Source organism: Janthinobacterium sp. ROICE36, from assembly GCF_002869965.1.
GTDB lineage: Bacteria > Pseudomonadota > Gammaproteobacteria > Burkholderiales > Burkholderiaceae_D > Janthinobacterium.
Map to the genome: position 1 here is coordinate 93,015 of NZ_PEBS01000007.1, position 19,199 is coordinate 112,213.

Genomic DNA, 19,199 nt, shown 5'->3' on the forward strand with positions numbered 1-19,199 from the left:
GATAGACTGTTTGTATCGACGCTTGAGCCATCCTGCTTATAGCGTTTTTTGAGACCTGGCGCCGCTCCTGCGGCGCAATGTGGAGGTAGCATGAGTCACTTTCTGGACCGCCTGAAATTTTTTAGCAAGCCCGCCGAGCCGTTTTCCAACGGCTATGGCACTGTGGTCGATGAAGACCGTACCTGGGAAAACGCGTATCGCCAGCGCTGGCAGCACGACAAGATCGTGCGTTCCACGCATGGCGTGAACTGCACCGGCTCGTGCAGCTGGAAGGTGTATGTCAAGAATGGTCTGATCACCTGGGAAACCCAGCAGACCGATTACCCGCGCACGCGGCCCGACCTGCCCAACCACGAACCGCGCGGCTGCCCGCGCGGCGCCAGCTATTCCTGGTATGTGTATTCGGCCCAGCGCGTGAAGTACCCGATGGTGCGCGGCCGCCTGATGGAAATGTGGCGCGAAGCGCGCAAGACCATGGATCCCGTCACCGCCTGGGACTGGATCAGCCAGGATCCCGTGCGCTCGCAGCAATACAAGTCCATCCGTGGCCTGGGCGGCTTCGTGCGTGCCACCTGGGAAGAATCGAATGAAATCATCGCCGCCGCGAATGCGCTGACGATCAAGAAATACGGCCCGGACCGCATCGTCGGCTTCTCGCCGATTCCCGCCATGTCCATGGTCAGCTATGCCTCCGGCACGCGCTACCTGTCGCTGATCGGCGGCGTGGCACTGAGCTTCTACGACTGGTACTGCGACTTGCCGCCGGCCAGCCCGCAAGTGTGGGGCGAACAGACGGACGTGCCGGAATCGGCCGACTGGTACAACTCGACCTATCTGATGGTGTGGGGCTCGAACGTGCCGATGACGCGCACGCCGGACGCCCACTTCTACACGGAAGTGCGCTACAAGGGCACGAAAACCGTGGCCATCTCGTCCGACTATGGCGAAATGGTGAAGTTCGGCGACATCTGGCTGGCCCCGAAGCAGGGCACCGATGCCGCGCTGGCGCTGGCCATGGGCCACGTGATCCTCAAGGAATTTCACTCGGAAGGCCAGTCCGCCTACTTCCGCGACTATGCGCGCCAGTACACGGACTTCCCCATGCTGGTGCTGCTCAAGGAGCATAACGGCACCCTGGTGCCCGATTACTTCCTGCGCGCTTCGCACCTGGACAACAACCTTGACGAGACCAACAATCCTGAATGGAAAACCCTGGTCATCGACGAGACCACGGGCACCATCACGGCGCCGGCCGGCTCCATCGGCTTCCGCTGGGGCGAATCGGGCAAATGGAACCTGGAGCAGAAGGCGGGCGGCAGCGGCGTGCCCATCGTGCCGATGCTGTCCATGATCAACGACAGCGACGCCGTCACCGAAGTGGGCTTCGCCTACTTCGGCGGCAAGGATGCGGCCGACATGCTGCTGCGCAAAGTGCCGGTGAAAACCATACGCCTGGCCGACGGCACTACCGCCCTGGTCACCACCGTGTTCGACCTGACCCTGGCCAACTACGGCATCGACCGTGGCCTGGGCGGAGAGAACGTGGCGGAAAGCTATGACGATGACGTGCCCTATACCCCGGCATGGCAGGAAAAGCACACGGGCGTGAAACGCGCCGACGTCATCACCGTGGCGCGCCAGTTCGCGCAAAACGCGGATCAGACACGCGGCAAGAGCATGGTCATCGTGGGCGCCGGCCTGAATCACTGGTACCACATGGACATGACGTATCGCGGCATCATCAACATGCTGATGATGTGCGGCTGTATCGGCCAGTCCGGCGGCGGCTGGGCCCATTACGTGGGCCAGGAAAAACTGCGTCCGCAAACGGGCTGGACGCCGTTGGCCTTCGCCCAGGACTGGGTACGGCCGATGCGCCAGATGAACGGCACCTCGTTCTTCTATGCGCACACCAGCCAGTGGCGCCATGAAAAGCTGGAAACGGGCGACATCGCCTCGCCATCGGCCGCCAGCGGCACGGGCGACCTGACCCTGCTCGACTACAACGCCAAGGCCGAGCGCATGGGCTGGCTGCCATCGGCGCCGCAGCTGCAAACGAACCCGCTGGAAGTGGCCAAGGCCGCCAAGGCGGCAGGGCAGGCGCCGGCCGCGTATGCGCTGGACCAGATCAAGGCCGGCCAGCTGCAGTTCTCGTGCGACGACCCGGACAATCCGGCCAACTTCCCGCGCAATATGTTTGTCTGGCGCTCGAACATCCTGGGCAGCTCGGGCAAGGGCCACGAATACTTCCTCAAGTATTTACTGGGTACGCAGAACGGCCTGCTCAGCGACGAAGCGGACTGCATCACGCCGACACAGGTAAAAGTACGTCCCGCCGCCGAAGGCAAGCTCGATCTGCTGGTGGTGCTGGACTTCCGCATGTCGACCACGTGCTTGTATGGCGACGTGGTGCTGCCGACGGCCACCTGGTATGAAAAGGATGACTTGAACACCTCGGATATGCACCCCTTCATCCACCCCTTGTCGGAAGCCGTGCAACCGTTGTGGCAATCGAAGTCGGACTGGGAAATCTACAAGGGCATCGCCGAGAAATTCTCGGAAATCGGCGGCGAACTGCTGGGCACCCAGCAAGACATCATCCTTACGCCGCTGATGCACGACACCCCCGGTGAACTGGGCCAGCCTTTCGATCCCAAGGACTGGCGCGCCGGCGAATGCGAAGCCGTACCGGGCAAGACCATGCCGAACATGACGGTGGTCGAGCGCAATTACCGCGACGTGTACAAGAAATTCACCTCGATCGGGCCGCTGCTGGAAACCATCGGCAACGGCGGCAAGGGCATTTCCTGGAAAACGGAACATGAAATCGAGGTCCTGCGCGGCATCAACCGCACGGTGCTCGACGAAGGCGTGTCGAAGGGCCAGCCGCGCCTCGATACGGCCATCGATGCGGCCGAGATGATCCTGACGCTGGCGCCGGAAACGAATGGCCACGTGGCCGTCAAGGCCTGGGCCGCGCTCTCCAGCATCACGGGCCGCGAGCATACGCATCTGGCCAAGCCGCGCGAGCATGACAGCATCCGCTTCCGCGATGTGCAGGCGCAGCCGCGCAAGATCATTTCCTCGCCCACCTGGTCGGGTCTGGAAAGCGAAGAAGTCAGCTACACGGCCGGCTATACCAACGTGCATGAAATGATCCCATGGCGCACGCTGACGGGCCGCCAGCAGTTTTACCAGGATCACCTGTGGATGCGCGATTTCGGCGAAGGCCTGTGCGTGTACAAGCCGGCGATCAACACCAAGACGACGGAAGCGCTGCTGGGCACCAAACCGAACGGCAACAAGGAACTGGCGCTGAACTTCCTGACGCCGCACCAGAAATGGGGCATCCACTCCACGTATTCGGACAATCTGCGCATGCTGACCCTCTCGCGCGGCGGACCGCACGTGTGGCTGTCGGAAATCGACGCGAAGACGGCCGGCATCGTCGACAACGACTGGATCGAAGTGTTCAACGTGAACGGCAGCTTGACGGCGCGCGCCGTCGTCAGTCAGCGCATCCCGTCCGGCATGACGATGATGTACCACGCGCAGGAAAAGATCATCAACGTGCCCGGCGCGGAGATGACGGGCAAGCGGGGCGGCATCCATAACTCCGTGACGCGCGCCGTGCCCAAGCCGACGCACATGATCGGCGGCTATGCGCAACTGGCGTACGGTTTCAATTACTACGGCACGGTGGGCTCCAACCGCGATGAATTCGTATTGGTGCGCAAGATGAACAATGTTGAATGGCTCGAAGGCCCGTTGCAGGAAGAAGGAGCATAGTATGAAAATCAGAGCGCAAATCGGCATGGTGCTGAACCTGGACAAGTGCATCGGCTGCCACACCTGTTCCGTCACCTGCAAGAACGTATGGACCAGCCGTGACGGCGTCGAATACGCATGGTTCAACAACGTCGAGACGAAACCCGGTATCGGCTATCCGAAGCAGTGGGAAAACCAGAACAAGTGGAATGGCGGCTGGCGCCGCACGGACTCTGGCAAGATCGAGCCACGCCAGGGCAGCCGTTTGAAGATTCTGGCGAATATTTTCGCCAACCCGAACCTGCCGGCCATCGACGAGTACTACGAGCCGTTCACCTACGACTACGAGCATCTGCAAAGCGCTCCGCTGTCGCAGACGCCGCCGACGGCCCGTCCCATCTCCGTGCTGACGGGGAAGAAGATGGAAAAAATCGAATGGGGTCCGAACTGGGAAGATGACCTGGGCGGTGAATTTGCCCAGCGCAGCAAGGACAAGCTGTTCGACAACATGCAGAAAGAGATGTACGGCACGTTTGAAAACACCTTCATGATGTATTTGCCGCGCCTGTGCGAGCATTGCCTCAATCCGACGTGCGTGGCGTCTTGCCCGTCCGGCTCCGTGTACAAGCGCGAAGACGACGGCATCGTGCTGATCGACCAGGACAAGTGCCGCGGCTGGCGCATGTGCATCTCCGGTTGTCCGTACAAGAAGATTTACTACAATTGGTCGTCCGGCAAGGCGGAGAAGTGCACCTTCTGCTTCCCCCGCATCGAGGCCGGCCAGCCTACCGTGTGCTCGGAAACGTGCGTGGGCCGCATCCGCTACCTGGGCGTGCTGCTGTACGACGCCGACAAGATCGAGGCAGCGGCCTCCGTGCCGCAGGAACAGGATCTGTACCAGGCGCAGCTGGACCTGTTCCTCGATCCGCACGACCCGGCCATCATCGCCGAGGCGCGCCGCCAGGGCATCCCCGACCTGTGGCTCGAAGCGGCGGCCAAGTCGCCCGTCTACAAGATGGCCGTCGAATGGAAGGTGGCATTCCCGCTGCATCCTGAATACCGCACCTTGCCGATGGTGTGGTACGTGCCGCCGCTGTCACCGATCCAGGCGGCCGCCGAATCGGGCAAGCTGGGCGTGAATGGCATGCTGCCGGACACGCAAAGCCTGCGCATTCCCGTGCAGTACCTGGCCAATCTGCTGACGGCAGGCGACCAGCCGCCCATCGTCACGGCGCTGGACCGCATGCTGGCCATGCGTGCCTATATGCGCAGCAAGACGGTCGAGAAGGTGGAGAACCTCACGGTCCTCAAGCAAGTGGGCTTGACCAAGGCGCAGGTGGAGGACATGTACCACATCATGGCCATCGCCAATTATGAAGACCGCTTCGTCATCCCCAGCAGCCACAAGGAAATGGCGGAAGACAGCTTCAACGAGAAAGGCTCGTGCGGCTTCAGCTTCGGCAACGGCTGCTCGGACGGCACCAGTGAACCGACCTTGTTCGGCAAGAAAAAACACGGCTCGGCCATCTTCATGCAGATGCCGAAGTCACGCAAAACGGCGCCAGGCGCTTAAGGAACCGATATGACACACGCTATGCATCACTATCAAATCCTCTCGCGCCTGTTGCTGTATCCCGAGCCCGAGCTGATCGCGCACCTGCCCGAGCTGGACGCTGCGCTGGCCGCCATGCCGGAGCAGCACGCCTTGCTGCGGCCCTTGCTGGCACATCTGGAAAACACCAGCCTGATTGACCTGCAGCAGCAGTACGTGGCCACGTTCGACCGCAACCCGTCGCACTCGCTGCACCTGTTCGAGCATATCCACGGCGAATCGCGCGACCGGGGCCAGGCCATGGTCGACCTGATGGAGGAATACAAGCGCCATGGCTTGCAGATGACGGGCGATGATTTGCCCGACTTCGTGCCGCTGTTCCTGGAATTCCTGGCGCAGCTCGACGAGGCGGCTTCGGCGCCGCTGCTGGGCGACGCCGTCCACGTGCTGGCGCATATCGGCCGCAAGCTGACGGCCAACGGCAGTCCATATGCGCCCGTCTTCACGGTGCTCGAACGACTGAGCCCCGTGGCGGCTGAAATGCTGGCCGAACCGCCCATCCGCGACATGGATGAAGCGCTGGAAACCTTCGGTCCCGGTGCGGATGGCGTCGAGCCGCTGCTGCGCCAAGCCCCGGGCGGTGTCCATCCCGTGCATTTTCACCCGCAGCCGCGGCGCGCCGCTTGAATCGCGCCCGCATGACGAGGAGTTATCATGAGTAATTATTTGCATCAATTTGTGTATGGCATTTATCCATACATCGCGCTGGCCATCTTTTTCCTTGGTAGCCTGATCCGCTTCGACCGCGAGCAATACACGTGGAAGTCCGATTCCAGCCAGCTGCTGCACCGCGGCAGCCTGCGCCTGGGCAATATCCTGTTCCACATCGGCATCATCGGCCTGCTGTTCGGCCATGCGGCCGGCTTGCTCACCCCCGTCTGGGTGTGGGATACGCTGGGCGTGACGCACAGCCTGAAACAGGGCGTGGCCATGGCGGCCGGGGGCATCATGGGTGGCCTGTGCCTGGTCGGCTTGCTGATCTTGCTGGTGCGCCGCTTTTCCAATGACCGCCTGCGCGCCGTCACCACGGCCGGCGACAAGCTGGTGATGCTGTGGATCCTGCTGACCTTGCTGCTGGGCCTGTCGTCGATCTTTGTCTCGGCCTCGCACATGGATGGCCACATGATGGTCCTGCTGATGCACTGGGCGCAGCACATCGTCACCTTCCGCGGCGACGCCGCCAGCTTCATCGTTGAAGCGCCGCTGGTGTTCAAGCTGCATCTGTTCATGGGCATGTCGCTGTTCGTCATCTTCCCGTTCACCCGCCTGGTGCACGTGTGGAGCGGCTTTGGCGCTGTTGTTTACCTGGGCCGCGCTTATCAATTAGTTCGCCGCCGCTAAGAAAGGAGTCAATCATGGGAATTTCCGTCAATGGCATCGATATCGATGATGCCGACATCGCGCAGGAACTGCCGCATCACGACCGCGCCGGCAATCCGTTGAAACAGGCCGTGCATGAACTGGTGCTGCGCCGGCTGCTGCTGGGTGAGGCCGAGCGCCTCGGCGTGCAAGGCGGCAGTCTGGATGACCGCATCGAGGCGCTGTTTGCGCAGGAAGTGCGCGTGCCGCCCGCCGACGATGCGGCTTGCCGCACCTTTTATGCGCAGCGCCCGCAGTTGTTCCGCAGCGGGGCGCTGGTCGAGGCGCGCCACATCCTGTTCCAGGTGACGCCGGAAGCGCCCCTGGAATTGCTGCGCACGACGGCGCAGGCCGTGCTCGATGCCCTCAAACTGGCGCCCGAACGCTTCGCCGAACTGGCGGCGCAGTATTCGAACTGCCCGTCCGGTGCGCTGGGCGGCAACCTGGGCCAGCTGTCGCCGGGGCAGAGCGTGCCGGAATTCGACGCGCTGCTGTTCCGCCTGGAAGCGGGCGCGCTGGCCGGTCACTTGCTGGAAACGCGCTTCGGCTACCACATCGTGCAGGTGCTGCGCCGGGTCGAAGGCCAGGCTATCGCCTACGAGGCGGTGCAGGCGCAGATTGCCGACCGTCTGTCGCGCGCAGCGTGGCAGCGCGCCGTGCACCAGTATCTGCACTTGCTGGTGGGGCGCGCCGACATCGCGGGTATCGAGCTCGAAGGCACAGCCAGCCCGCTGGTTCAGTAGGCTGAATGCGTAGGCTGAAATGCGTAGGCCGGAAGGCGTAGGCCACTAGGCCTTCTGGGGCACAGCCAGATCGTGTCCCAGCCTTTACAATCACGGAAGAATCAGGAGTAGCGTCATGGGTAGCGTCAAGTTGCAGGACCGTTTTGGCCGTTCGATCGATTATGTGCGGCTGTCCGTTACCGACCGCTGCGATTTGCGCTGCAGTTATTGCATACCCAAGGGCTTTCGCGGCTTCGAAGAGCCGAAGGACTGGCTGACGTTCGATGAGATCGAGCGCCTGCTGGGCATCTTCGTGCGGCTCGGCACGCGCCGCGTACGGCTGACGGGTGGCGAGCCGCTGTTGCGGCGCAATCTGCCCGAGCTGGCGCAAAAGCTGTCCGCGCTGCCCGGTTTGCAGGATCTGTCGCTGTCGACGAACGCCACCCAATTGGGCAAGCACGCCGTGGCCCTGCGCTCAGCGGGCGTGGACCGCATCAATGTCAGCCTGGACTCTTTGGATCGCGCCTGCATGCAGCAGATCACGGGACGCGACAGCCTGCAGCCTATTTTGGACGGCCTGATGGCGGGCAAGGCGGCCGGTTTTGACCCGATCAAGATCAATATGGTGGCCATGCGCGGCGTCAACGACGGCCAGATCGAGGCCATGGCGGCTTTCTGTATCGAGCAGCAGTTCATCCTGCGCTTGATCGAATCCATGCCGATGGGCAGTACGGGCCGCAATGCCAGCTACATGCCGCTGGGGCCAGTGCGTGAGCGCCTGGCGGCCCGCTTTGGCCTGGTGCCGCAGGCGCAAGAATTGGGCGGCGGGCCGGCGCGCTATATGGCGACACCCGATGGTCGATCGAGCATCGGTTTCATCACGCCCATGTCGCAGCATTTCTGCGCCACGTGCAACCGCGTGCGCCTGTCCGTCGATGGTACCCTGTATCTGTGCCTGGGCCAGGAAGAAAAATTTGCCCTTGGTCCCATGCTGCGCGGCGGGGCCACGGATGCGCAGATCGAGGCGGCGATCCGCGCCGCCATCGAACTCAAGCCGCAGCAACACGATTTCAATACGCAGCCCGATAAAATCATCAGGTTCATGGCGCAGACGGGCGGCTGAGGCAGTTTGCATTTACATTCAAGGGCGGTATGAAATTGAAGGCGATGTTTTCCTCCTGGCAGAAGCTGTCGACCAAGATCGTCGGCGCGCTGCTGCTCATGCTGGTGCTGGCCTTGAGTGCCATCGGCTGCACCCTGTTCCTGTCGTGGCAACTCGAAGGCAGTTCGGCCGCCATCAACGAGACGGGCCGCTTGCGCATGCAAACCTACCGTCTGACCCTGCTGCTGGCCAGCGACGCACGCGAACAGGCGCGTCAGCAAGCGTTGCTGATCGACGCGACCCTGGCCAAGATCGGCCACGGCGACCCGCAGCGTCCCTTGTTCCTGCCCCCCAGTACCGCCATCAAGTCGGAATTCGAGCGCATCGGCGTCGCCTGGCGCGCTGCCCTGCGCCCGGCCGCCCTGGCCGCCGATTCCAGCGCGCGGGCGCGCCAGTTCGAGCACGACGCCGATACCTTTGTCGGCCAGGTCGATCAGCTGGTACGGCTGATCGAGCACGATAGCGAGCAGCGCACCTTCTGGCTGCGCGCCTCGCAGCTGATCCTGGTCGGCATGGCCGTCATCGGCACGGTCAGCATGATTTTCCTGATGTTCATGCTCATCATCGAACCGGTCACGCAGCTGCGGGTGGGCATGCAGCGCATGAAGGAACGCGATTTCAGCGTGCGCCTGGCCGTCGAAAGCAATGACGAATTCGGCCAGCTGGCCAGCGGCTTCAACCAGATGGCCGACCGCCTGCAAGCGCTGTACGGCAACCTGGAAGAGGGCGTGCGCAGCAAGACGGCTACCCTGGAATACCGCAACCGCGAACTGGCCCTGCTGTACGAAAGCGCCGCTTTCCTGCAGCGCCCGCAACCTTTGGCCGACATTTGCGGCGGCTTCATGCAGCGCATCGTCGATTATTTCGAGGCGGACGGCTCCACCGTGCGCGTGCTCGATGCCGAGCGGGGCAACTTGCACATGGTGGTGCACCACGGCCTGTCGGAAGAACTGGTGGCGTCCGAGCATTGCCTGAAGGTGGGCGACTGCCTGTGCGGCACGGCCGTCGAGATGAACGTGGCGAAGGTGCACGACATGCGCCGCATCGACAAGGCGCACGAGCTGCGCTGCCACCGCGAGGGTTTTGCCACCGTCTCCGTCTTCCAACTCCATGCGCACGAACAGCACCTGGGCTTTTTCAACCTGCATTTCCGCCATGCGCGCGTGTTTTCCGCGCGCGAGCTGGCGCTGCTGGAAACCCTGGGCCAGCTGCTGGGCATCGCGCTGGAAAACCTGCGCCTGGCCGCGCGCGAGCGTGAAATGGCCATTTCCGAAGAGCGCAACCTGGTGGCGCAGGGCCTGCATGACAGCATCGCGCAAAGCCTCAATTTCCTCAACCTGCAAGTGCAGATGCTCGACGACTCCGTGCGCAATGCGCGCTTCGATGAAGTGGCGGGCATCGTACCAGCCCTGCATGCGGGCGTGAAGGAAAGCTATGAAGACGTGCGCGAACTGCTGGTCAACTTCCGCAGCCGCCTGATGGAGGACGACCTGATCGGCTCCCTGCGCGCGGCGGTGGACAAATTCCGCCGCCAGACGGGCATCGACGCCGAGCTGCTGGCCGATGTCGATGGCGCGCCATTCCCCCGCGAACAGCAATTGCAGTTACTATTCATCGTGCAGGAAGCGCTGTCGAACATCCGCAAGCACGCCCAGGCCAGCCATGTCGAGGTGCGCCTGGCCGATCACCAGGACTTTACGCTGACGATCAGCGACAATGGCGTCGGCTTCGATGCTTGCGCCGTGCTGGAAAAGGGCGACAGCCATGTCGGCATCCATATCATGCGCGAGCGCGCGCAGCGCATCGAGGCCACGTTCGACGTGCACGCCTGCCCCGGTGGCGGCACCACGGTCGAACTGCACCTGTCGCGCGAGCAGCGCCGCGCCGCCTAAGCAACTATCTGAAAGTACAAAAAAATGGAGACTCCCGTCAAACCGATCACTGTCATGCTGGTGGACGACCATGCGCTGTTCCGCAGCGGCATACGTTCGCTGCTGCAGCGACATACCGACTTTTCCGTGGTGGGCGAGGCGGCCGACGGCGTGGAAGGCATCAAGCGCGCCATCCAGCTGCAGCCCGACGTGGTGTTGCTGGACCTGAACATGGCCGGCATGTCGGGCGTCGAAGCGCTGCAACTGATGCAGCACGACTGTCCCGACACGGCCATCGTCATGCTCACCGTCTCCGAAGACGCCGAGGACTTGGCGACAGCCCTGCGCGCGGGTGCCTGCGGCTATCTGATCAAGAATATCGACGCCGACTACCTGGTGCGCGCCATCCGCCGCGCGGCCGCCGGCGAAGTCGTCATCGCCGAAGCGATGACGGGCAAGCTGGTGGCGCAGCTGCAGGCGGGCACGCGGCGTGAGGAACCCGTGTCGGAACTCGACAAGCTCACGCCGCGCGAAAAGGAGATCATCGACTGCCTGTCGCGCGGCGAGAGCAACAAGGGCATCGCGCGCACCCTCGACCTGGCCGAAAGCACGGTCAAGATCCATGTGCAGAACGTGCTGAAAAAACTTAACCTCACCAGCCGCGTGCAGGCGGCCGTGTATGCGGTCGAGCACCGCCAGGGCAAATAGCCCGGTAATTGAAGTCTGACCCGCCGGGTCAGACCCCCACAGCTAGTCCTTTTTGCCGATGGCAGTCCTTGCGCTTTTAAAGTAGTATATTGGATATATCTTTAAAAGCGAGCCCATCATGGCTATTACCCCGATCAGCGAACCTTCTCCACCTTCCACGACAGGCGGCGCCGCTCCCTGGCATGCCCGTCATGCCGTCTGGCAGCTGGGTTTCCGCCCATTTTATCTGATGGCGGCCGTGTTTGCGGCCATCAGCATACCCCTGTGGCTGGCCAGCTATGCCGGCTTGCTTGCAGGTGGCCTGCAGGTGGGCCTGGGCTGGCATATGCATGAAATGGTGTTCGGCTTCGCGCTGGCTGTCGTCGTAGGCTTTTTGTACACGGCGGGGCGCAACTGGACGGGTTTGCCCACGCCGCACGGCGCCCGCCTGATGGCGCTGGTGGCGTTGTGGCTGGCGGGGCGCGTGGCCATGCTGTGCGGTCCAGGGCTGGTGGCGGCGCTGGTCGAGTGGCTGTTCCTGCCGCTGGCCGCCTGGCCCCTGTATCAGGCGCTGCGGCGCTCGGGCAATACGCGTAACTTGTTCCTGGTGGGCCTGCTGGCCTTGCTGGCGCTGGCCAATGGCCTGTTCCATGCGGCCGTGCTGGGCTGGTTGCCGCTGTCGCTGTTCGTGCCCGTGCAGGCGGCCATCTTCATCATCGTGCTGATCGAATCGGTGATCGGTGCGCGCGTGATCCCCATGTTTACGCGCAATGGGGCGCCCGATATCAATCCCAATCGTACGCCGGTGGCCAGTCCGAAGCGGGCGCTGGTCGCCGTGGCCTGCATGGCGACGGCGGCCATCGCGTGGCTGGCAGGCGCGCCAGCCTGGCTGACGGCGCCGCTGGCCCTCGTGGCTGCCGGCGTCTCGCTGGCCAATCTGCTGGCCTGGCAGCCGCAGCGCACCTTGCGCGTGCCCTTGTTGTGGATTTTGCACCTGTCGTATGCGTGGATAGGCGTCGGCTTTGCGCTGCTGGCGGCCGCCAGCCTGGGGCTGCTGCCGGCCAGCGCTGCCTTTCACGCGCTGACGGTGGGGTCGATGGCGGGATTGATCATCGGCATGATGACGCGCACCACCCTGGGCCACACGGGGCGCCCGTTGACGGGCGGCCGGGCGGAAGCGGCGATGTACTGGCTGATCCAGCTGGGCGCGCTGGCACGCCTGCTGGCCGCAGTCGGTCCCGCAGCGCTGGCCATGCCGCTGCTGCTGGCGGCAGGCGCGTGCTGGTCACTGGCCTTTGGCCTGTTTGCCTACGTGTATGCGCCGTATCTGTGGCGCGCCAGAGTGGATGGCCGCGAAGGCTAGGCGCACCTCAGAAAGGACGCCAGGCCAGCAGTTTTTTGATTTCCGGCGTCCAGTACGACAGCGATTCGCCTACGACGAATAGCAGCAGCCCCAGCATGAAGGCACGCAGCAGCAAATCCCTGAGCCAGATCATAGCGTCTCCCCAATTTTTATATTGGCAAGTTTAGCATTGGCATGCCCGGCCATGTTGCGTTTCCGGCATGGCCGGCTGGCCGGGCGGCGGCGTCTGTGCCGTGAAGGCGCTGACGGCATCGATGGCGTGCGCCAGCGCCTGTTCCAGTGTGTCGAGGGCTGCTGCGGCATCGTCGCCGGCGTGCAGCAGCTGTTCGGCTTGCTGGGCCGCCTGCAGGGTGGCGGGCAGGGCCAGGCTGCCAGCCACGCCGGCCAGCTTGTGCGCCAGCGCGGCGGCGTCGCTGCGCGCATTGGCCGCCAGCAGCGCACGCATGGCGCCGACCGTGTTGCGGTAGGTGTCGCGAAAGCGCGACAGGTGCTGACGGCAGGGCGCTTCATCGCGCCATTGCGCCATCCCCAGCGCCAGGTCGATCACGGGCGCCGCACCGTTCGGCGGCACGTCGAATGGTTTGCTGATGAAATCAACAGCTCGACCGTGCCTTGCGCGGTGAACTTGATGGCATTGCTGGTCAGGTTGAGCAGCACCTGTTCCAGCCGCAGCGCGTCGCCCAGCACCCGGTCCACTCCTTCGGGCCGTGATGTGCGCCGAAGCGGTTGCGTGGCGCTGTCATCGATCGATGATCGGCGACGCGCTTCTTGTTCGCGGCATTCGCGTTGAAGACATTATTGGGGCGAAGGGGCGCAAGCCACACGTTCTGACTGCGTTCGCCCACGTTGAGGGAACGCAAGTCACCTATCCGCCGCCATCCCCAGCGGATGCCGTCGCCTTGCAAGCCGAACCTTAGTCGGAGACGCAGCATGAATCATAAAGTCAAGATCGGCGATCACGTGAGCTGGGCCTCCGAGGCTGGGCACATCTCCGGCATGATCACCAAGGTGCACACAAAAAACGTCGATTACAAGGGATAGACGCATCACGCCACAGTGGACGATCCACAGTACGAAATCAAGAGCGATAAGACTGACCACATTGCGATGTACAAAGGAACGGCGCTGAAACAAGAAGAGGACTAAGATCAATTGTTTACGCTGTCCAGGAGCGAACTGATGAGCGTCAGAATCAAAGCCGGCAATGTCAAACTGAAACGCGCATACGAGCCTGCGGCGCACGATGACGGGACGCGCGTATTGATCGATCGATTATGGCCGCGTGGCGTGAGGAAAGTAGACGCGACACTGGATCATTGGGCGAAAGACCTCGCGCCCAGCACCGCGTTAAGGAAGTGGTTCGGACACGATCCCGCGCGCTGGCCAGAGTTTCGGCTTCGTTATGCCGAGGAATTACGCCAGCACGGCGAACAGCTCAAGCAATTGCGCACGCTGGCGCGCACGAACCCGATCACACTGGTCTATTCCGCCCATGACGAAGTGCATAACGACGCCGTCGCGCTGAGAGATTTTCTCTTGGGCCGGAAGACGCACGTAGGGCACTAAGGTGCGAAAACAATATGCGTAACGTGGAATATCCCACCCTTGGCGGATTGTTGACGGAGGTGCGCCACTGCCGGGCCTGCGCGCCGCATTTGCCGCTTGGCCCGCGTCCAGTGCTGCAAGTGGGGGGTGCGGCGCGCATCCTCATCGTCGGTCAGGCTCCCGGCGCGCGCGCGCATGCGTCGGGGATACCGTGGGACGATCCGAGTGGGGAGCGGCTGCGCACGTGGATGGGGATCGACGCGGCCAGGTTTTATGACGCGTCGCAAATCGCGATCATCCCAATGGGATATTGCTATCCGGGACGGGGCAAGGGCGGCGACTTGCCCCCACGCCGCGAATGCGCGAGCTTGTGGCTTGATCATTTGCTGACCAAACTGCCGCAGATTGAAATAACGCTCTTAGTCGGTCTGCACGCACAACGGCACTTTCTGGGCAAACGGCGCAAGCCGTCATTGACCGAAACCGTCAAGGCGTGGCGCGAGTTTGCGCCTGAATATCTTCCGTTGCCGCATCCTTCGGCGCGCAACACGTCATGGTTCCAGCGTAACCCTTGGTTTGAACATGCGCTATTGCCCGTGTTGCGCGAAAGGATCGGGTCGTTTTCCGATCACGTGAAATCACCACGGAGCAAGAAATGAGAAAAGCTGTATTTTTCAACCTGACGCAGATTCAAATGCCGGTTGGCGCCGTGACGTCAATCACCCATCGGATCACCGGCATGTTGCTGGCGATCGGCATCCCGTTCTGCGCCTATCTGCTCGATCAATCGCTGCGAGACCCAAAATCCTACGTAGGGGTAACGCAGCTGTTTGCACATCCGGCTTTCAAGGTGGCTGCACTTGCCTTTATCTGGGCACTGGCACACCATCTATTCGCCGGCGTGCGCCATCTCTTGAGCGACATCGATATTGGTTCCCGTTTACCTGCCGCGCGGCGTAGCGCCTGGAGCGTCAATCTTGGCGGGGTCGCCGTGGCGCTGCTGGCTGCTGGAGCATTGTTTTGAGACGGGCCGTTTCCGGCCTGCGTGCTTGGCTGGTGCAGCGCGTGAGCGCAGTCTACATGCTGCTGTTCCTCGTGTTCGTGCTTGCGTATTTTCTGCTTGACCTGCCCAGATCGTATCTGGCCTGGCATACCTGGATAGCGCACCCCGTGGTCAGCAGCGCCGCATTCGTTTTCTTCGCTGCGTTGCTGGCGCACATGTGGGTTGGCCTGCGCGATGTCATCCTCGACTACGTTAAACCGCTCGCCGTTCGTGTTGGAGCACTGGCGTTGCTGGCTCTCGGCCTGATCGGGCTTGGCGCATGGGTGATTCGCATTTTGTGGCGCGCGCATGGCTGACGCGTCCTTCAACTACGCAAGAAATTGGGAGACACAATGAAATTTTCAATTTTTCGCTTCCATCCGGAACAAGATAAAAAACCGTACATGCAGGATTTCGAGATTGAATTGGAAGCCACCGACCGGATGCTGCTGGACGTTATTCTGCGTATAAAGATGCAAGATGATTCGCTGACCATCAGGAAATCATGCCGCGAAGGCGTGTGCGGTTCTGACGCGATGAATATCAATGGCCGCAACGGGCTGGCGTGCATCACCCGTGTATGGGATCTTAAGGAACCGGTGGTGTTGCGTCCCTTGCCGAGCTTTCCGGTGATCCGCGACCTGGTGGTGGACATGACACAGTTCTTCAAACATTATCACTCCATCAAGCCTTATCTCATCAACGATGAACCTGCTCCGGAAAAAGAGCGCCTGCAGTCGCCGCAGGAACGCGATAAGCTCGACGGTCTTTATGAATGCATCTTGTGCGGATGCTGTACCAGTCAATGTCCGTCATCATGGTGGAACCCGGACAAATTCGTCGGGCCAGCCGGACTGCTGCAGGCCGAACGCTTCATCGTTGACAGTCGGGATCGGGCCACGCAGGAACGTCTCGACGACTTGAACGATGTTTATCGGCTATTTCGCTGCCGTACGATCATGAACTGCACCGAAGTGTGTCCCAAGGGGCTCGCGCCATCACGGGCAATCGAGCAAATCCGCTTGATGATGGTCAAGAACTCGTTATGACGAACGCAACTGCAATGCGTGGCCACCGATGGGTGACATTGACAGAAATTGCATGACATTCGTGGTGACCGAAAGCAGCATTAAGTGCAAATGCACGCATTGCGTAGACGTTTGCCCAACTGATGCATTCCGCGAGGGGACCAATTTCCTGGCAATCGAAGCGGCGGCCGAAACGTCAGGACGCGATGGTTTATCGCTACCGGAGAAACATTATGTCACAGCCCGAAAATAGATTTCCGTTGGCAATTACTCCATGCGCACAATGCGGGAAAGAGCTGCCGCTGTCCGAAACACAGGTCGCCGAGGCCGTTGACGATGTCGTCTATTTCTGTGGGTTGCAATGCTATGCGAAGTGGCCAGCACAGGCGGAGATAACCGACCTCCCGCTTTCGAAGGCTGATGAAGCGACTGTAAATCTAACGCTGACTGAGGCCAGCGGGAATGTTGCAGCCAATGAACTGAAATCAAAACATTCGGCCGCAGCCCTGGATGTAGCGTTGACGCAATCATTTCCTGCCAGCGATCCAATACCGATCTATTTTTGTGCTGTTGCAAGCAACGCAAGTCAACATGCAACTGCGGTGACGACACCGAAGCCCAAACGCCGCGAAATCCCAAGCTCATTGGCGCACAACGCAATAAATGCCATTCAAGGAAATAGATCATGAGTGACGCAGCACAACCGGTAACCGAAGATGATGGCCCGCTTTCGCCGTGGTGGATACGCGCCATATTGATCGTGATGGGGCTTGGCTTTGCCGGGCTGATCACGGTTACCATGCTGTCGTACAAGAATGCCCCGCCGATCCCGGTGCAGGTCGTCGATGAGCAGGGCAGCGCCGTATTCAGCGGTGACGACATCAGCAACGGTCAGGCGATATTTCTCAGGTACGGCTTGATGGCCAATGGCAGCATCTGGGGCCATGGCGCCTATCTTGGTCCTGATTATTCGGCCGAGACTTTGCACCGCATGGGGCAGCACACGGTCGAGGCCATTGCGCAGCAACACTATGGGCAACCCTTCGCGGCGTTGCAGCGCTCGCAGCAAGCGGCGGTGCAAGGCGAAGCCATCTTGGACCTGAAAACCAATCGTTACGACCCGGCCACCGCGACGCTGCGCTTTACCGGCTCGCAGGCCGCAGCCTATCGGCAGCAAGTCGATTACTGGACCGCCTATTTTCGCGAACCGTCGCGCAACGGCGGCTTGAAGGCCAAGCTCATTTCCGATCCGACCGAGCTGCGTCAATTCGCCGCCTTCGTCATGTGGGCGGCCTGGGCATCGGTGGCCGAGCGTCCCGGCCAGACCTATTCGTATACCAACAATTTTCCGTACGATCCGAGCGTCGGCAACCTGCCCACGTCCAGCGCGCTGATGTGGAGTGCGTTAAGCCTGATGGTTTTGCTAGCTGGCATTGCTACGGTGCTGCTGGCATTCGGGAAATTCGATTACCTCGGCTGGATCACGCGCGGCCATCACGTCCATCCGCAACTGGTCCCTGGTCAATCGAGCCCGGGCCAGAACGCGCTGGTGAAATTTTTCGTTGTTGTTGCGCTGTTATTGCTGGCGCAATCGCTCGTCGGTGGCGCCGTGGCGCACTATCGCGCCGACCCGGGCAGCTTCTATGGTTTCCAGCTGGAGCGCATCTTTCCGAGCAACCTGGTGCGCACCTGGCATTTGCAGATGGCGATCTTCTGGATAGCCACCGCCTATGTCGCGGCCGCCCTGTTTCTTGGCCGTTCGCTGCGAACCGATGAGCCGCGCTGGCTGGCCGGCTGGACCCATGTGCTGTTCGTGGCGTTCGCGCTGGTGATCGGCGGCAGCCTGCTTGGCGAGTGGCTGGGTATCTCGCAACTGCTCGGCCGCTGGTGGTTTTGGCTGGGCAACCAGGGTTGGGAGTATCTGGAGCTGGGCCGCTTGTGGCAGTACCTGCTGGTTGCCGGTTTGTTCGTGTGGTTTGCGATGCTGTGGCTGCTGGTGCGGCCGCGCACGCTGGAACAGCCGTCAGTCAGGCCAATCGTCCGGATGTTCCTGATTGCTGCGCTGGCAATCCCGGTATTCTATGTTCCTGCGCTGTTCTTTGGCGCGAAGACCAATTTTACGGTGGTCGATACATGGCGCTTCTGGATCATCCATTTGTGGGTGGAAGGATTTTTCGAGTTTTTCGCCACGACCGTGGTGGCGCTGACGTTCTATCAACTTGGTCTGACGCGACGCAATGTCGCGCTGCGGGTGATCTATCTGGACGCCATACTCTACTTTCTCGGCGGCTTGATGGGCACAGGCCACCACTGGTATTTCACCGGGCAAACCGACGTCAACATGGCGCTCTCCGCGCTGTTCTCGGCGATCGAAGTGGTGCCGCTGACGTTGCTGACCCTGGATGCATGGGACTTCATCCGCACGACGCGCGGCGATTGCGACGTCTGCGGCAAGGCGATCGCGATCCCGCACAAGTGGACGTTCTATTTTCTGATGGCAGTGGGTTTCTGGAATTTCGTCGGTGCCGGCATGTTCGGCTTCCTTATCAATCTGCCGATCGTCAGCTATTACGAAGTCGGCACCCAGCTGACGCCGAACCATGGCCACGCCGCGATGATGGGGGTATTTGGCATGCTGGCGATCGCGCTAATGGTGTTCGTGCTGCGCCAGACCAGCGACGATACGCGCTGGTCTGGTATTGAGAAATACATCAAAGTCGCCTTCTGGGGCACAAACGTCGGACTGGCGATGATGGTGACGATGAGCTTGTTCCCGAGCGGAGTGCTGCAAATTTGGGACGTGGTCCAGCACGGGTACTGGCACGCGCGCAGCCTTGATTATATCGGTAGCGAGAGATCACGCCTGCTCGAATGGCTGCGGCTGCCCGGAGACCTGGTGTTCATCCTGTTCGGCGCGGTGCCGTTGGTGATCGCGACGTTCAAGGGTTATCTCGGAGTGCGCGCAGCGGCACGGGGTAAGACTGCGCACTCCGGCTGAAGGCGACTGGTAAGCAATTTTTGTAGTGACCTGAATTTGAAG

Annotated in this window: 19 protein-coding genes and 2 pseudogenes; 18 read left to right on the forward strand and 3 right to left on the reverse strand. The window is 61.6% G+C overall.

Translation table 11 applies throughout. From position 1 onward, the window contains the following. Positions 1-90: 90 nt before the first annotated feature. The 9 genes from CSZ94_RS04850 (at position 91) to CSZ94_RS04890 (ending at position 12,544) form a co-directional block, all read left to right on the forward strand. Complete coding sequence (locus CSZ94_RS04850; RefSeq protein WP_102120476.1) at positions 91-3,789, forward strand: nitrate reductase subunit alpha; 3,699 nt, start codon at positions 91-93, stop codon at positions 3,787-3,789. 1 nt (position 3,790) lies between these two features. Continuing rightward, a complete protein-coding gene (gene narH, locus CSZ94_RS04855; protein ID WP_102120477.1) occupies positions 3,791-5,341 on the forward strand; it encodes a nitrate reductase subunit beta in 1,551 nt (516 codons plus the stop codon). Positions 5,342-5,350: 9 nt separating this feature from the next. Further along, on the forward strand, positions 5,351-6,007 hold the full coding sequence (narJ, locus tag CSZ94_RS04860; protein WP_258000775.1) for a nitrate reductase molybdenum cofactor assembly chaperone: 657 nt from the start codon (positions 5,351-5,353) through the stop codon (positions 6,005-6,007). Between the two features lie 27 nt (positions 6,008-6,034). After that, complete coding sequence (narI, locus tag CSZ94_RS04865) at positions 6,035-6,721, forward strand: respiratory nitrate reductase subunit gamma (protein ID WP_102120479.1); 687 nt, start codon at positions 6,035-6,037, stop codon at positions 6,719-6,721. Between the two features lie 14 nt (positions 6,722-6,735). Continuing rightward, positions 6,736-7,482, forward strand: coding sequence for a peptidylprolyl isomerase (locus CSZ94_RS04870; RefSeq protein WP_102120480.1), 747 nt, complete (start codon positions 6,736-6,738; stop codon positions 7,480-7,482). A 115-nt stretch (positions 7,483-7,597) separates the two neighbouring features. Beyond that, positions 7,598-8,584, forward strand: a complete 987-nt coding sequence (moaA, locus tag CSZ94_RS04875; RefSeq protein ID WP_102120481.1) for a GTP 3',8-cyclase MoaA — start codon at positions 7,598-7,600, stop codon at positions 8,582-8,584. Between the two features lie 29 nt (positions 8,585-8,613). Beyond that, entirely contained in the window at positions 8,614-10,515 is a 1,902-nt protein-coding gene (locus CSZ94_RS04880) for a type IV pili methyl-accepting chemotaxis transducer N-terminal domain-containing protein (RefSeq protein ID WP_102120482.1), read from the forward strand. Positions 10,516-10,539: 24 nt separating this feature from the next. After that, the gene (locus CSZ94_RS04885; protein ID WP_071323820.1) at positions 10,540-11,202 is read left to right on the forward strand and encodes a response regulator; all 663 of its coding nucleotides are present in this window, start codon (positions 10,540-10,542) and stop codon (positions 11,200-11,202) included. 118 nt (positions 11,203-11,320) lie between these two features. After that, positions 11,321-12,544 (forward strand): NnrS family protein, encoded by a 1,224-nt coding sequence (locus CSZ94_RS04890; protein WP_102120483.1) that lies wholly within the window; start codon positions 11,321-11,323, stop codon positions 12,542-12,544. 7 nt (positions 12,545-12,551) lie between these two features. Here the strand turns inward: CSZ94_RS04890 and CSZ94_RS28465 are convergent, their stop codons facing one another. Genes CSZ94_RS28465 through CSZ94_RS27920 form a run of 3 tightly spaced genes read right to left on the reverse strand, consistent with a single transcriptional unit; the run spans position 12,552 to position 13,231 of the window. After that, positions 12,552-12,677: a hypothetical protein gene (locus CSZ94_RS28465; protein WP_258000777.1), complete on the reverse strand. Its 126-nt coding sequence runs from the start codon at positions 12,675-12,677 to the stop codon at positions 12,552-12,554. 30 nt (positions 12,678-12,707) lie between these two features. Next, positions 12,708-13,115: an Hpt domain-containing protein gene (locus tag CSZ94_RS04895; protein WP_146009742.1), complete on the reverse strand. Its 408-nt coding sequence runs from the start codon at positions 13,113-13,115 to the stop codon at positions 12,708-12,710. After that, positions 13,088-13,231 carry a hypothetical protein gene (locus CSZ94_RS27920; protein WP_180977370.1) on the reverse strand — a complete coding sequence of 48 codons (144 nt, stop codon included), beginning with the start codon at positions 13,229-13,231 and terminating at the stop codon, positions 13,088-13,090. Before CSZ94_RS27920 ends, CSZ94_RS04895 begins: the two co-directional genes overlap by 28 nt. Before the next feature lie 243 nt (positions 13,232-13,474). Here CSZ94_RS27920 and CSZ94_RS04905 point away from each other — a divergent pair. The 9 genes and pseudogenes from CSZ94_RS04905 (at position 13,475) to CSZ94_RS04945 (ending at position 19,157) form a co-directional block, all read left to right on the forward strand. Beyond that, positions 13,475-13,690, forward strand: a pseudogene (locus CSZ94_RS04905) (DUF2945 domain-containing protein). A 33-nt stretch (positions 13,691-13,723) separates the two neighbouring features. Further along, on the forward strand, positions 13,724-14,110 hold the full coding sequence (locus tag CSZ94_RS04910) for a DUF488 domain-containing protein (RefSeq protein WP_102120506.1): 387 nt from the start codon (positions 13,724-13,726) through the stop codon (positions 14,108-14,110). A 14-nt stretch (positions 14,111-14,124) separates the two neighbouring features. Beyond that, positions 14,125-14,748: a uracil-DNA glycosylase family protein gene (locus CSZ94_RS04915; protein ID WP_102120485.1), complete on the forward strand. Its 624-nt coding sequence runs from the start codon at positions 14,125-14,127 to the stop codon at positions 14,746-14,748. Beyond that, a complete protein-coding gene (sdhC, locus tag CSZ94_RS04920) occupies positions 14,745-15,113 on the forward strand; it encodes a succinate dehydrogenase, cytochrome b556 subunit (protein WP_102120486.1) in 369 nt (122 codons plus the stop codon). The genes CSZ94_RS04915 and sdhC overlap by 4 nt, the downstream gene beginning before the upstream one ends. Next, a complete protein-coding gene (gene sdhD, locus CSZ94_RS04925; protein WP_102120487.1) occupies positions 15,110-15,448 on the forward strand; it encodes a succinate dehydrogenase, hydrophobic membrane anchor protein in 339 nt (112 codons plus the stop codon). The genes sdhC and sdhD overlap by 4 nt, the downstream gene beginning before the upstream one ends. Positions 15,449-15,484: 36 nt before the next feature. After that, positions 15,485-16,180 carry a succinate dehydrogenase iron-sulfur subunit gene (locus CSZ94_RS04930; RefSeq protein WP_102120488.1) on the forward strand — a complete coding sequence of 232 codons (696 nt, stop codon included), beginning with the start codon at positions 15,485-15,487 and terminating at the stop codon, positions 16,178-16,180. A 52-nt stretch (positions 16,181-16,232) separates the two neighbouring features. Next, a pseudogene (locus CSZ94_RS04935) lies at positions 16,233-16,340 on the forward strand (ferredoxin); the annotation flags it as partial. Between the two features lie 52 nt (positions 16,341-16,392). Continuing rightward, positions 16,393-16,848, forward strand: coding sequence for a DUF3330 domain-containing protein (locus CSZ94_RS27525; RefSeq protein WP_146009743.1), 456 nt, complete (start codon positions 16,393-16,395; stop codon positions 16,846-16,848). Further along, complete coding sequence (locus CSZ94_RS04945; protein ID WP_102120489.1) at positions 16,845-19,157, forward strand: nitric-oxide reductase large subunit; 2,313 nt, start codon at positions 16,845-16,847, stop codon at positions 19,155-19,157. The genes CSZ94_RS27525 and CSZ94_RS04945 overlap by 4 nt, the downstream gene beginning before the upstream one ends. Positions 19,158-19,199 lie beyond the last annotated feature (42 nt).